Annotated in this window: 16 protein-coding genes; 13 read left to right on the top strand and 3 right to left on the bottom strand. The window is 50.2% G+C overall.

Features of this window, described 5'->3' with window-relative positions:
- Positions 1 to 31: 31 nt before the first annotated feature.
- The 13 genes from KNQ09_RS09995 (at position 32) to KNQ09_RS09935 (ending at position 10,930) form a co-directional block, all read left to right on the top strand.
- The gene (locus tag KNQ09_RS09995) at positions 32 to 1,204 is read left to right on the top strand and encodes a sensor histidine kinase (RefSeq protein ID WP_029342538.1); all 1,173 of its coding nucleotides are present in this window, start codon (positions 32 to 34) and stop codon (positions 1,202 to 1,204) included.
- Positions 1,201 to 1,893: a response regulator gene (locus KNQ09_RS09990; RefSeq protein WP_029342537.1), complete on the top strand. Its 693-nt coding sequence runs from the start codon at positions 1,201 to 1,203 to the stop codon at positions 1,891 to 1,893. The genes KNQ09_RS09995 and KNQ09_RS09990 overlap by 4 nt, the downstream gene beginning before the upstream one ends.
- Positions 1,894 to 2,027: 134 nt before the next feature.
- The gene (locus tag KNQ09_RS09985) at positions 2,028 to 2,876 is read left to right on the top strand and encodes a DegV family protein (RefSeq protein WP_214858257.1); all 849 of its coding nucleotides are present in this window, start codon (positions 2,028 to 2,030) and stop codon (positions 2,874 to 2,876) included.
- A gap of 229 nt (positions 2,877 to 3,105) precedes the next feature.
- On the top strand, positions 3,106 to 4,314 hold the full coding sequence (locus KNQ09_RS09980; protein ID WP_214858255.1) for a helicase-related protein: 1,209 nt from the start codon (positions 3,106 to 3,108) through the stop codon (positions 4,312 to 4,314).
- Positions 4,315 to 4,547: 233 nt separating this feature from the next.
- Entirely contained in the window at positions 4,548 to 4,952 is a 405-nt protein-coding gene (locus tag KNQ09_RS17450) for a ComF family protein (RefSeq protein ID WP_251138120.1), read from the top strand.
- A gap of 459 nt (positions 4,953 to 5,411) precedes the next feature.
- Positions 5,412 to 5,660, top strand: coding sequence for a flagellar biosynthesis anti-sigma factor FlgM (gene flgM, locus KNQ09_RS09970; protein WP_047393186.1), 249 nt, complete (start codon positions 5,412 to 5,414; stop codon positions 5,658 to 5,660).
- Between the two features lie 97 nt (positions 5,661 to 5,757).
- Positions 5,758 to 6,165 carry a flagellar protein FlgN gene (locus tag KNQ09_RS09965; protein WP_050678734.1) on the top strand — a complete coding sequence of 136 codons (408 nt, stop codon included), beginning with the start codon at positions 5,758 to 5,760 and terminating at the stop codon, positions 6,163 to 6,165.
- 12 nt (positions 6,166 to 6,177) lie between these two features.
- Entirely contained in the window at positions 6,178 to 7,704 is a 1,527-nt protein-coding gene (flgK, locus tag KNQ09_RS09960) for a flagellar hook-associated protein FlgK (protein WP_214858252.1), read from the top strand.
- A gap of 7 nt (positions 7,705 to 7,711) precedes the next feature.
- A complete protein-coding gene (flgL, locus tag KNQ09_RS09955) occupies positions 7,712 to 8,650 on the top strand; it encodes a flagellar hook-associated protein FlgL (protein ID WP_214858251.1) in 939 nt (312 codons plus the stop codon).
- A gap of 13 nt (positions 8,651 to 8,663) precedes the next feature.
- Positions 8,664 to 9,242, top strand: a complete 579-nt coding sequence (locus KNQ09_RS09950; RefSeq protein WP_047393197.1) for a DUF6470 family protein — start codon at positions 8,664 to 8,666, stop codon at positions 9,240 to 9,242.
- A 4-nt stretch (positions 9,243 to 9,246) separates the two neighbouring features.
- Positions 9,247 to 9,687 carry a flagellar assembly protein FliW gene (gene fliW / locus KNQ09_RS09945; RefSeq protein WP_058705009.1) on the top strand — a complete coding sequence of 147 codons (441 nt, stop codon included), beginning with the start codon at positions 9,247 to 9,249 and terminating at the stop codon, positions 9,685 to 9,687.
- Entirely contained in the window at positions 9,687 to 9,911 is a 225-nt protein-coding gene (csrA, locus tag KNQ09_RS09940; protein ID WP_029342527.1) for a carbon storage regulator CsrA, read from the top strand. Before fliW ends, csrA begins: the two co-directional genes overlap by 1 nt.
- 194 nt (positions 9,912 to 10,105) lie before the next feature.
- On the top strand, positions 10,106 to 10,930 hold the full coding sequence (locus KNQ09_RS09935) for a squalene/phytoene synthase family protein (RefSeq protein WP_029342526.1): 825 nt from the start codon (positions 10,106 to 10,108) through the stop codon (positions 10,928 to 10,930).
- 50 nt (positions 10,931 to 10,980) lie between these two features.
- On the opposite strand, the gene KNQ09_RS09930 is transcribed toward KNQ09_RS09935, so the two are convergent.
- The 3 genes from KNQ09_RS09930 to KNQ09_RS09920 are packed head-to-tail and all read right to left on the bottom strand — an operon-like array spanning position 10,981 to position 12,965.
- Complete coding sequence (locus tag KNQ09_RS09930; protein WP_156772520.1) at positions 10,981 to 11,148, bottom strand: hypothetical protein; 168 nt, start codon at positions 11,146 to 11,148, stop codon at positions 10,981 to 10,983.
- A gap of 15 nt (positions 11,149 to 11,163) precedes the next feature.
- Complete coding sequence (locus tag KNQ09_RS09925) at positions 11,164 to 12,060, bottom strand: alpha/beta hydrolase (protein WP_214858250.1); 897 nt, start codon at positions 12,058 to 12,060, stop codon at positions 11,164 to 11,166.
- A gap of 23 nt (positions 12,061 to 12,083) precedes the next feature.
- Positions 12,084 to 12,965 carry a YitT family protein gene (locus KNQ09_RS09920; RefSeq protein WP_029342524.1) on the bottom strand — a complete coding sequence of 294 codons (882 nt, stop codon included), beginning with the start codon at positions 12,963 to 12,965 and terminating at the stop codon, positions 12,084 to 12,086.
- Between the last annotated feature and the right edge of the window lie 60 nt (positions 12,966 to 13,025).

The raw sequence follows: 13,025 nt of genomic DNA, 5'->3' as shown, positions 1-13,025 counted from the left end.
TAGACGACTGGCAAGGAATGGAGGGAGTACCATGACGAATGAGATGAGGGAGCGGCTATCCTTGAATGATATCGTACAGAACATCATCGGCGTCGTAGAAGAGAGTCGGGAAGAAATCGTCCGGATCACGGAAAGTTCTCGCGAACAATATGCCGAAATCCAGCAAGAACTGCGCGACCTGAAGATTCGGGTGCACGACTATATAAAAGAAGCAGAACGACTCGAACGCCATATCAAGGATGCGAAGGCGCGACTCGTCGTCGTCAGTAAGAACTTCGACAGCTACTCGGAACAGGATGTCCGGTCGGCCTATGAGACAGCGAACGCGTTGCAACTCGAATCGTTCATCAATCAACGAGATGAGATGAATTGCCGAAAGCGCCGCGATGAGCTCGAACGCCGATTGATTCAGCTCGATGAGACGATTGAACGGGCAGATCAATTGATTGGACGTGTCTCGGTCGTCCTCAACTTCTTGACGGACGATATGCAGATGATGAATGAAAAATATGAAAAGGCGATGCAAAAACAGGAGATGGGTTTAAAAGTCTTCCAGTCCGCCGAAAATGAACGCCGCCGCTTGTCGCGCGACATGCACGATGGTCCGGCGCAGACGCTTGCCCACGTCTTGATCCGGGCCGATTTGATTGAAAAGATTCACCAGCATAATGGGGCAGAGGCAGCTTTTGAAGAGATTCACCGTTTACGGACGTTGATTCGGGATGGGCTTGCCGATATCCGCCGTATCATATACGATTTACGTCCGATGACGCTTGACGATCTCGGATTCGTTCCAACGCTCGAACGTTATCTTCGCCATATTCAAGAAATTTCGAATATTCCGGTTCACTTCAATTATCTAGGAGGCGGTGAACGGATCGATTCGACGTATGAAGTTGCTGTCTTCCGAATCGTCCAAGAAGCCGTCCAAAATGCAGTTAAGCATTCCAAAGCGAGTGACATTCGTATTATCATAGAACAATATCAACATTCCGTACGAATCCACGTGAAGGATAATGGCGTTGGATTTGATTTCGATTCCATCGTCGCATCATGCGACGAGTCATTCGGACTCGTTGGTATGCGTGAACGGATCGAATTGATCGATGGTGAATTCGATATCGAGACGCAGCCCGGAAAAGGTACGGTCATCAAGGTCAAGATTCCAATCGAGGAATCCGAAGCGAGAGGGGAAACACTGTGAACAACGAGCAAGTGAAAGTAGTCATCGTCGACGATCATCAGTTATTCCGCGAAGGCGTTAAACGAATTCTTGATTTCGAAGAAGAATTCGTCGTCGTAGCGGAAGGGGAAAGCGGAGCAGAAGTCATCTCGCTCGTCGAAACCCATCAACCGGATATCGTCTTAATGGATATCAACATGCCGCAAGTCAACGGTGTTGAAGCAACAAAACGTCTGATGGAAGTCTATCCGGACGTACGTGTCATTATCTTATCGATTCATGATGATGAGACGTATGTCATGCACGCCCTAGGTGCCGGTGCAGTCGGTTACCTATTAAAGGAAATGGCAACGGACGAACTCGTCAATGCGATTCGTTCCGTGTACCGCGAAGGCGGATACGTCCATCCGAAAGTCACACCGAACTTATTGCAGGAATATCGTCGTTTGATGAAGATGAAACAAACGATGGCGTCACAACCTGTTGAAAAACGAGTCGCGGAAGCACCACTCCACGTCTTGACGCGTCGCGAATGTGAAGTCTTGCAATTGTTAGCGGACGGTTTCTCGAACCGTGCGATCAGTGATACGTTATACATCAGTGAGAAGACGGTCAAGAACCACGTTTCATCGATCCTCCGGAAGATGAATGTGCCGGACCGGACCGGTGCTGTCGTCGAATCAATCCGTCGTGGATGGGTCGTCGTTTAATATCTCGAAAGACAGGAGCTCCCGCTTCCGTCTTTCTTTTTTTATCCAATAAAAAATGCTACACTTAAAAGCGATTGTGGCGTGTCACATTTGGCAGCGTCACGACGGAACTATAAAAGCGAGGAAATTCACGGATGAGCCAGATTGTGATCTTAACGGATAGCACAGCCTATCTGCCAACTACCTATTGTGAAGAACATCAAGTGCACGTCGCACCACTTAGTGTCATCTTCGACGGTGACGCCTACCGGGAAGGGTTCGATATCTCGGTAGCGGAATTTTATGAACGCATCCAGACGGGCAGTCTCCCGACGACCTCACAACCGAACATCGGTGATCTCGTGTCGTCGTTCGAGCAGTTGCCAGAAGGAACGGATATCATTGGTATTACACTATCAAGTGGGATCAGCGGAACGTACCAAGCGTTACATACGATCAACATGATGGTGGATCATGTCAACGTCCATCCAGTCGATTCACGTATTTCCTGTATGCCGCAAGCGTTTCTCGTCCAAGAAGCCGTTCGTTTGCGAGATGCAGGAGCGACGGTAGAGACGATCGTCCAGCGTCTTGAGACATTAAAGGAACAGATTCGAGCTTATTTCGTCGTCGACGATCTCGAACACCTCCAGCGTGGAGGACGTTTGAGTGTCGCGCAAGCATTCGTCGGCTCGTTCCTGAAAATCAAGCCGGTCCTTCATTTCGTTGATGGAAAAATCGTTCCGTTTGAAAAGATTCGAACGTTTAAGCGGGCAGTCAATCGGATTGAGGAAATGATGAAGGAAGATATTCGCGGTGACGGTACCGGTTATGTCATCGGTGTCATCCATGCCGAGGATTCTGCGAAAGCAGAAGCAGAGATTGCTGAACTGAAGGCACTTTTCCCGCAGGCACGCATCGAGATGAGTGTTTTTGGACCCGTCATCGGTACACACCTCGGACCAGGGGCAATCGGTGTCACATGGTATCACGCAGCAGAATAAGATAAGAGCGGAAGCAGTAGGAATTCTCTTCATGAGGATACCTGCTGCTTTTGTTTTGTCAAAATCCTCAAAAATCATGGATGACTATATGGAAACGCCTGTTGAAACCGTAACGTATGACGTTACCTCGAATTCTGCGAGTCAAAAGCTCAAGTTGAGTAGTGGAACGCTCACAAGGAGATGACGGACGTCCGCGAGAAAGAGACGAAACAGAAAAGGAGAGATGACGATGGATCTTCGAGGACGACTCGTACCTGTTGAATGGATCGACACACCACAAGTGACATACCGATTCAGACCAGCCGTGACATGGCGTTGCCAACGATGTGGCGCGCTTCCAGTGCGAGGGGACTGTACATGTGGTAAAGCCTGTTATTATTGTCGGAAATGTCTCGCTTACGGCAAACTGCGAAGCTGTGGGCGACTCGTGACGGATCAGCGGGCGCTTGATCCGGTGACACCGGCACAACATGGACCATTGACGTTGACGCCGGCACAACTACGCGTTGCTCAAGCGATCCAACGAACGGTTCTAACTAACAAACGGCTTCTCGTCCATGCCGTGTGTGGTGCCGGGAAGACACCGATGCTTTTCCCGGGAATCGCAGACGCTCTCGCCAGCGGACGCCGTGTCCTTGTCGCAGCACCACGGGCAGACGTCGTCCGGGAATTGACGGGACATTTGAAGCGGGCATTCGCTGACGCTTCCATCGTCTCCTTGTACGGTGGTTCGTCGGACCGTCTTGAGCTGGGGGACATCACGGTCAGTACGACACATCAATTGATTCATTACCGGAATTGTTTTGACGTCGTGTTTTTGGATGAGGTCGATGCGTTTCCGTACCGGCTCGACCGGACGTTACATCGATACGTCAAGCGCGCGATGACGAAAGATGCCGCGCTGATTTTATTGAGTGCAACCCCTTCGTTTTGGCATCGACGGTTTCCGACGGTTCGGCTGATGCGACGCTATCATGGCTATCCGTTACCGGTCCCAAAGCTCGTCGTACCGTATAGCGAACAGATCGTGTTCGATTGGTTGGCGCGTCATAGCGCTGTACCCCGGCTCGTCTTCGTCTCACGGATCGCGGAGCTCGAGCGATGGCAAAACCGATTCGCGACAGCGGGCTATGACGTCGAGACCGTCCATGCTGCAGACTCGGAACGAGTCGAGAAGGTCCAGCGTTTTCGACAGTCGACAGGAATCTTACTGACGACAACGATTCTTGAGCGGGGTGTGACGATCGAAAACGTTCAAGTCGCGATTCTTGATGCGGATCAAGGGTTTAGTACGGCAGCCCTGATTCAAATCAGCGGACGAGTCGGACGATCGTCGGCATACCCGGATGGTGATATTTTATTTTGCGCCAATGACCGGAGTGATGCGATGTACGAAGCGATCCATCACATCAAGAAAGCGAACGCTGTACGACCATGAATCGATGTCTATTCTGTCAAGAGGTCTATTTACCTAGTTGGGAACTCGGAAATCTCTGGACTAGGCAAGCGACCTGTCCGACCTGTAAAATAAAATTTGTAAAAAGAGGGGAATGCGTCGATTGTGGAAAGCCGGGTCCAGTGTGCTGTTCGGACTGCACAGAATGGCGAAGGCAAGGGCTGACGCTCCAAACAGTACCTCTTTATCTATACAATGATGCAGCGAAGGAGTTCATGCATCGCTTCAAGTTTCTCGGTGATACTGCGTTGCTTGAGATGTTTACCGATGACTTGAAGAAGGTAAAAATCAAGCAAGCAGTTCTTGTGCCGATTCCGTTAAGCACGGAACGTCTCTCAGACCGTCGTTTCAATCAAGCAGAGCTGATCGCGCGTCGGATGCGCGGAAAGATCTCTCCGTGTTTAAGTCGTCTCGATGGTCCAGAACAAAGTAAGGCAGGACGACAAGCGCGACTTGCGCGTAGCAATCCGTTTTGCGTAACGAGTGACGTCAAGGGGAAGAACATCGTACTTGTCGATGATGTCTATACGACAGGTGCGACGCTTCGCCAAGCGATGTTTCGACTCAAGGAAGCGGGAGCGAAAGAAATTTCTGCTGTAACTTTATTTCGAAGTGTTTAAGAAAGTAACATTCCTGCCGATACTCTATGTGAGGTGAAGGAAATGGATGTCATCAATTGTAAATCTTGCGGGAAGTTAGTCGTGCGTCAATCTTCAGAACTGTGTATTGATTGCATACGAAAGGATCATACGGATTTTGAGAAGGTACGCGAATTTCTGCGAGAACGACGAAAAATCCGAACTTCACCTAAAGATGTCGAGATCGGAACGGGTGTTAGTCGAGATACCGTCTTCCGTTACATCAAGGAAGGGCGCTTATTGATCTCCGAGATTTCCCAGATGGAAATCATGTGTGAGAGTTGCGGGAAGCCCTCCCGTGAAGGCACGATTTGTGCCACATGTCGTGATCGTTTACGACGTGACCTCGCCCAGGCGATGCTTGACTCTTCTGACTCTTCGAAACCAAGGACGTATCGGACTTGAACTAAGAATCTTGTAGTCTAGAAAGCAGGTGTTCACATGCGAATTGATTCTACGAAATGGGTGAACATGCCCAAAACGTACGAAAGAACTCAATCAGTAGAAGGAACAAAAAACCAACGTACGAATCGTCCGGACGAAGTCAGTATCTCTACAGAAGCGCGTGCGCGTTTCAACGAGACACAGTCGTCACGGACTGAAAAGATTGAATCCCTCAAACAGGCGATCCAGGATGGAACCTATAAACCAGATGCGAAAAAAATCGCGGAACGTTTCTTGAACCTGTAAGCGGGACATCGTAGACAATGGAGGCGACTCGGGGCACGGATGCGCGGGTCGTTTTTTATATGAAATGGAACCTTTTCAATTCGGAAGGAGAAACCGAATGCAACTCATCAATCAGCTCAACGAGGCGCATGCTCATTTACTTGCGCTCGCAGAAGAAAAGAAGCAAGTCTTGATTGCAAATGACATGCGTCGTTTGTCTGAAATCGTCAAAGAAGAACCCGTACATATCAAACGAATCGAAGGATTAGAACAAGAACGGCTCGCACTGATGGGGAGCGTGACGATGACGGAATGGATCGCGACGCATCCGGAAGATGTCGACTCACTCCGAACGTTGTTGCAGACGATCGGTCAATTGCGACAGCTCAACACACTAAACGCGGAGTTGCTGGAGCAATCCCTGTATTATTTGGATTGGCATCTCCAACTCTTGATTCCAGAAGCGGACGACTTCACATACGGACAGTCTGCACTGAACCAGACACACTTCAATCGAAACGCGTAAGGAGGAATACGGATGGGATCGACTTTCATGGGGCTTGAGACAGGACGTCGGGCATTAACGACGAACCAGTGGGCTCTGCAATCAACTGGAAATAACATTGCGAACGCCGGAACGGAAGGATTCTCTCGTCAGCGTCTCGTCATGGGAACGACGGAACAACTTTCGATTTCACTTGGATCTGGACGAAATGGACAAGTCGGAACTGGGGTCCGCGGAGAAATGCTCGAGCGAATTCGGGACGTCATGCTCGATAAGCAGTACCGGGATGAAGTGACGAAGGTCTCTTATTACGGTACGAAACAAGCGGCATTCGGGCGGATGGAAGATATCATCAACGAACCGTCTGACACCGGTCTTGCAAAAGCATTCGATGGATTCTGGGAATCACTCCAGACCTTGTCGACGAATCCGCAAGATTCAGGTGCACGCAGTGTCGTCCGACAAAAGGCGGAGACTCTCACGCAGACCTTCAATTACATGGCAAAAGCGATCAATCAAGTCAAGACAGACTTAAAAAGTGAAATTGAGGTCTCGACGAAAAAAGTCAACGACCTCTTACAAAAAATCCATAACATCAATACGGAAATCCACGTTGTCGAGCCGCTTGGTGCTTTACCAAACGCACTCTACGATGAGCGAGATCGTTACTTCGATGAGCTTGCTCAATATGTCGATTTCGAAAAAGTGACAGTAGATGCTCAGGCGATCGAAACAGGACAAATGGGGAATGCGTTGCGTAATGCGGAAGGGCGCATTGACGTCAACATCAAGTTTCCGAACGGGGACAAGCTGCTTGCTGTCGACTCCGATTTACCGAAAGCGGGCACACTGACGTTCACGACGAACGAACAGGGATTGTACACCGGCTTTAAGTCTGAGACACAGACGTATACGTTTGATCAGCTCGGTGGCTTCTCGACAGGACGTTTATCAGGACTAATCGAGATGTACGGACAAGAGCGAGACGGAAAAGCCGTCGGGGAATACGTCAAGATGGAAAGCCAACTCAATGAGATGGCACAGACATTCGCAAATGCCTTTAACGCTGCGCATGCGACGAACTTGAAGAAAGATGGTACAGCGGGATCAAACGCCTTCTTCGCATCAACAAGCGGTGACATCACGGCAGCAACGATCTCCGTTGGTTCGGACATCAAGGCGAGTCTTGATAACATCGCGACGTCGACGGACGGTAACATCGGGGATAGTCAAGGGGCATTGAAACTGGCGAAGATGAAGACGGCGAGCATCGAATTCACGGAGTCGAACACGACGACGACGATCGGCTCGTTCTATCAAAACGTCATCGGCGACATGGCGGTCTCGACCGATCAGGTCGGACGCCTGGGTAAGAGTGCTGCTGTCCTGATGGAAAGTGCGGATCAGCGCCGCATGTCGATGTCTGCCGTTTCAATCGATGAAGAGATGACGATGATGATTCAGTATCAACACGCTTATAATGCAGCAGCACGAAATATTACGACCGTCGATGAAATGCTTGATAAAATCATCAACGGTATGGGACTCGTAGGACGGTGATGAATAGATGAGAGTAACACAAACGATGTTGACGAAAACGAATATCGGGCATTTATCCTCAAGCTATCAGCGCTTGAGCACGCTTCAGGAACAATTGATCAGCGGGAAGAAGATTCAACGTCCGTCTGAGGATCCAGTCGTTGCGATGCAAGGCGTGCGTTACCGGACGGAAGTACGAGAAGTCGAACAGTTCAAGAAAAATGCCAGCGAAGCAACGGGCTGGATGGACTTGACGGATTCTGCCCTTAACGAAGTCACATCAGCGATGAGTCGGATTCGTGAGTTGACGACACAAGCGGCGACGGATACGTATGATGCAACACAACGTAAAGCGATCCAGAGCGAAGTCGGTCAATTGATTGAACACATTGGGACGCTCGCGAATACGAAATACAATGAAAAAGGCATCTTCAACGGAACGAAGACGGATACGGCATTCGTCTCGATGGACGGATTGCGTGATTATTTAGCAAGTACAGCGGGACCGATCGAAGGCGTCTTCACGGATGGTGATCCGACAGGTAAGGAGACGGAATCCATCAAATATGAAGTTTCTTCTGGTATCGAAGTCCAAGTTAACATTTCACCACTCAGCGTCTTTGGACCGGAAACGTTCCAAACGTTGAAAAAAGTCTATGATGCACTCGGTACGAACGCTGATAACAACGGGGCTACCTTATCCGGGATGTTGAAAGATATCGATGAGATGGTCAATGGAACGGTCGAGACACGTGCAGATCTCGGAGCACGGGTCAACCGGATGGATTTGAACACATCACGGCTCGAGGACCAAGAAATCATCGCGAAGACGGTCATGTCGGATAACGAAGACATCGAGGCAGAAAAAGTCATCATGGAGCTGAAGTCATACGAGACGTTACACCGCGCAGCACTCAGCGCCGGGGCACGAATCATTCAGCCAACATTACTCGATTTCCTACGATAAGGGGTGAAGGCAGATGAATCTTCCGCATCTTGAAATACGTCAGACGGCGGCACGAATCGGGATGAACATCACGCGTCCGCAAATCGAGCAGAAGCAGACACCTGCCTCCCTGTCGATCGAACAACCACGTGGGGAACTATCGATTGAAACCGTCGCGGCACGCCTTGAGATCGATTCGACGCAAGCCTGGATCGAGATGGGGCGCGTTCCTGCGCTCGAATCCGTTCGGCAGTATGCTACTTATGGACGACAAAAAGGGCAGGAAGCTGTCGCGAAACGAGCCTCTGAAGGCGATCAACTGATGCGGATCGAGCAGGGCGGTGGAACTGTCGCGCGGATTGCGAAAGCCAATGATACACCACCTGCTGAAGTGACGACTCTCGGATTCATTCCGCGGAGCCTCGATCGAGTCAAGACGACCTATACACCGGCTGAGGTACGATTAAGTTATACCGCGAATCGTCCGAAAATCGATGTCGAAACGCATCGACCGGAACTGACTGTGAAAGAAGGTCAGGTCGACATTTATCTACAAGAACAAAATCAACTGAATATGTGGCCGGTTGGCGGCATATTCGATGGGGAAGGATAACGACATGCAGATCGAAACGGATTTTTTTGGAACCATTACGATTGACGAGACGGAAATCATCACCTTCGCGTCCGAATTACCAGGTTTTCCGGAAGCAAAACGCTTCATCTTGCTCCCGTTCGGAGAAGGGGTCCCGTTCTGGTCGTTTCAATCGATTGATCAGCCGGAGTGTGCCTTCGTCGTGACGAACCCGTTCTGGATTGATCCGGAATATGTCTTCGAGTTACCGGAGGCAGCAAAAGAGCAACTCGGAATCGAGGATACGGCGCAAGTCGCTGTCTATACGACGGTCACATTACGGGATCCGTTCACGACGTCGACGACGAACTTACGAGCACCTTTCGTCATGGAGACGAAACAACGGCTCGCGAAACAAATCATCCTAGACGATACATACGCGAATCGTCATCTGATCGGTAGTCTGACGGAAGTAGGTGGTCGCTGATGCTCGTACTGAAACGAAAGACGGGAGAAGCGATTCAAATCGGTGACGACATCGAACTGACGATTCTTGCGATTGAAGGCGATCAAATCAAGATTGGTATCAAGGCGCCACGGCAAGTCGATATCCACCGGAAGGAAGTCTACTTGTCGATCCAAGAAGAGAACACGGAAGCGTCCCGTAGTACTGGATTGATTGGACAACTCTTGAAACAACAGGAAAAATGATTCCATTTGAATGTCATCGGAACGTATCTTTTTAACGAACGAGGCACTTCAAACGAGGACGAAAAGACTCCCTTTGCCCGAATGTGCTGCAAAGGGAGTCTTTCTTATCATGAAACAAATGCTGAAACGCGTTGAATCGTGTATAGTAATGAAGAGAAAAGAAACCTTTTGAGCCAAAGAGGGAGTTGTCAGGAATGAATGAGACGAAGCAGCTGAAAAAAGACGCGAACCGTGTATTAAAAGCGACGAGTCGCACCTTCTATATCCCGATTAGTCGACTATCGCAAGACTTACAGGAAGCGGTCGGTGCTGCTTATCTATGCATGCGTGCCATCGATGAGATTGAAGACCATGAGGACTTGGCGACGGACGTCAAGACGATGTTGCTTCGCGAGACAGCGTTATTGATGCGGGGCACGTTCTCCGCTACGACCTATCTCGAGTTGATTGCGCCCTACACGGCGCATCTACCGGAAGTAACACTCCGTCTACCGGAGTGGATCGCCTATTGTCCGGCCGCGATTCGTCCGAAGGTCCTCGATTCGACGGCGGAGATGGCAGAAGGGATGGCGGTCTGGGCAGAGCGTGACTGGACGGTCGAGACGGAAGCGGATCTTGACGAGTATACGTATTATGTCGCCGGACTCGTCGGTGTCATGTTATCCGACATTTGGTACTGGAAGGCTGGTATCGTCACTGATAAACAGCAAGCGATCGGATTTGGTCGTGGTTTACAAGCCGTCAACATCCTGCGTAACCAACAGGAGGATGCGGAGCGTGGTGTCGGTTACTTCCCACCTGGTTGGACGACGGATACGATGTTTGCTTATGCGCGTGAGAATCTCGCAGAAGCCGATGCCTACCTTGCGTCCATTCCGAAGGAGACGACGATTTATGAATTCTGTCACATTCCACTTGCACTCGCACATGGAACGCTGGATGCCCTTGCAAAAGGGAAAGAAAAACTCAGTCGTCCGGAAGTCTTGAAGATTGTCGGCGCTGCCGTACTAAAACGATAAGCACAAACAACAGCCGCTCGTTTCCGTCAAGGAAGCGAGCGGCTGTTCGTTTAACGTAATAAGTAAAGGGTCAGTCCGATCAGGGCAGAGCCCGTCCAAATCAAGGCGATCGTTCGTCCGTACGGTAAACGATAGCCGGCACGGCGGGAGACGAGCAGTCCGATTGTCATAACTGTCAGTGCGACGAAAAAGGTCAGGAACAACGATAACTGTTGCATGTCAATCTCCTTTCATCAGTGCAGATCTGACAAGTACGTCATGACTTTCTCTTCATACGCTTTCCGGTCGTGCGCATACGACTGGACGTGCCCACCGTTTTCCGTCACGTAGAGCTCGGAGCGCGGTGCCGCCTTTTGAATCTTCATGCTTTCCGTGACCGGAATCGCATCGTCGTCCTTCCCGTGGATCAACAGGATCGGATACTCAATCCGTCGAACCGCTTCAATCGGCTTCACCCGTTCTGGATTAAGACCCGTCAGAGGTGGCGTGATCTCCAGAATGATCGGGGTGAACGGGAAGTTCGGTAACCCGCTCCAGACAGGCAGGTTCGTTGCGAGATAGTTCTCGAGATCACTAAACGGACTGTCGGCGATGACACCGACGACGTCCGCCTTTGGAGCGGTCACGAGTGATGTTGCAGCGCCCATCGAGATGCCGTAGAGGACGACTGGTTTTGAAGACCGCGACTTCGCGTAGCGAACGGCCGTCAGCAAATCATCTTGTTCCTTTGCACCGACCGTGACGCGTTTTCCGTCCGATTCACCGGATCCCCGGAAATCAAACGTCAAGACGTTATAGCCCGCGTCGTGGAACTTCTTGAATAACGGGAAGATCGGAACATCTTCTTGTTCCCGGTTCTTGCCGTAACCGTGAGCGAAGACGACCGTCAGTTTTGCATCCTCACTTGGCATCCACCAGCCAGACAAACGTGTCCGGTCTTTATAGGAGCGGAAGGTGACGTCTTCATAGTCGAGTCCTTCCACTTTCTTTGGTGTCGTCGTCAAGGCTTCACGTTCCGGTTGCGTCAACGATGACCCGACATAAGCGGAAATTCCGATGACGACGATGACAGCAAGCGTCACGATGACAATCACGCCACCGATGATTTTCTTACGATGTTTTTTCCACACCCGTGTTCCTTCCTTTCGTTCGGTTAATGGATATCTTTTTTCTTGAAGCGACCGCCATGGACATCATGGATGTTGCCGATCGCAATGAAAGCTTGCTCGTCGAAGTCACGGACGATGTCTTTGAGTTTTGATTCCTCGAGGCGACTGATGACGCAAAAGATGACTTTTTTACCGTCGCCGGTGAAGGCACCTTCTCCGTTTAAATACGTCATGCTGCGTCCAAGTCGATCCATGATTGCAAGACCGATCTCTTCATAATTCTCCGAAATAATCCAGACACTTTTCGACTGATCGAGTCCATCGATGACGACATCAATCGTCTTGAAGGCAACGAAATAGGTGATCAAAGAGTACATCGCCCGGTCCCAACCGAAGACGAATCCAGCGGCGCCAAGGATGAAGACGTTGAAGAACATCACGATCTCACCGACTGAAAACGGCGTCGAGCGACTGAAGGAGACGGCAAGAATCTCGGTTCCGTCGAGTGATCCACTCGAGCGAATGACGATGCCAACGCCGATTCCAAGAATCAAGCCACCGAAGACGGTCGCGAGCAAATCCACGCTTGTCAGCGGACCGATGTGTTCGAGGAGTTTCGTTGCGATCGCCATGACGAAGATTGCGTATAACGTCGACAGGGCGAACGTTTTTCCGATTTGTTTGTAGCCAAAAAAGATGAATGGAATGTTCAAGAAGAACAGCCATAAGGCGAGCGTCGTATCGGTCACTTTTGAGCCGATGATCGAGATTCCGACGATCCCGCCATCGATGATGTTATTTGGAACAAGGAATCCTTTCAGTCCAAGCGCGAAGATGATGGCACCGATCGTCAGCATCAGGAATCTTCGAAAAAGCTGACCTTTCGTAGAGCGGCGGTGATGTTTCGTAGGTAGTGGTGACTGCATGCCATTCCTCCCTTCTGAAGTAAAACGCTTTACGATTACTATAACAAAAAAGCACGAAGA

The sequence above is a fragment of the Exiguobacterium sp. s191 genome, assembly GCF_018618955.1.
Taxonomy (GTDB): Bacteria; Bacillota; Bacilli; order Exiguobacteriales; family Exiguobacteriaceae; genus Exiguobacterium_A; species Exiguobacterium_A abrahamii.
The sequence above is the reverse complement of the archived record's forward strand: the minus strand, read 5'-3'. Positions and strand labels throughout refer to the sequence as shown.

Coding starts and splice junctions, on each gene's coding strand:
- flgL (WP_214858251.1), top strand. CDS start 7,712: ATGAGAGTAACACAAACGATGTTGACGAAAACGAATATCGGGCATTTA.
- KNQ09_RS09920 (WP_029342524.1), bottom strand. CDS start 12,965: ATGCAGTCACCACTACCTACGAAACATCACCGCCGCTCTACGAAAGGT.
- KNQ09_RS09930 (WP_156772520.1), bottom strand. CDS start 11,148: ATGCAACAGTTATCGTTGTTCCTGACCTTTTTCGTCGCACTGACAGTT.
- flgM (WP_047393186.1), top strand. CDS start 5,412: ATGCGAATTGATTCTACGAAATGGGTGAACATGCCCAAAACGTACGAA.
- KNQ09_RS09935 (WP_029342526.1), top strand. CDS start 10,106: ATGAATGAGACGAAGCAGCTGAAAAAAGACGCGAACCGTGTATTAAAA.
- csrA (WP_029342527.1), top strand. CDS start 9,687: ATGCTCGTACTGAAACGAAAGACGGGAGAAGCGATTCAAATCGGTGAC.
- KNQ09_RS09995 (WP_029342538.1), top strand. CDS start 32: ATGACGAATGAGATGAGGGAGCGGCTATCCTTGAATGATATCGTACAG.
- KNQ09_RS09985 (WP_214858257.1), top strand. CDS start 2,028: ATGAGCCAGATTGTGATCTTAACGGATAGCACAGCCTATCTGCCAACT.
- KNQ09_RS17450 (WP_251138120.1), top strand. CDS start 4,548: ATGCATCGCTTCAAGTTTCTCGGTGATACTGCGTTGCTTGAGATGTTT.
- KNQ09_RS09965 (WP_050678734.1), top strand. CDS start 5,758: ATGCAACTCATCAATCAGCTCAACGAGGCGCATGCTCATTTACTTGCG.
- KNQ09_RS09980 (WP_214858255.1), top strand. CDS start 3,106: ATGGATCTTCGAGGACGACTCGTACCTGTTGAATGGATCGACACACCA.
- flgK (WP_214858252.1), top strand. CDS start 6,178: ATGGGATCGACTTTCATGGGGCTTGAGACAGGACGTCGGGCATTAACG.
- fliW (WP_058705009.1), top strand. CDS start 9,247: ATGCAGATCGAAACGGATTTTTTTGGAACCATTACGATTGACGAGACG.
- KNQ09_RS09950 (WP_047393197.1), top strand. CDS start 8,664: ATGAATCTTCCGCATCTTGAAATACGTCAGACGGCGGCACGAATCGGG.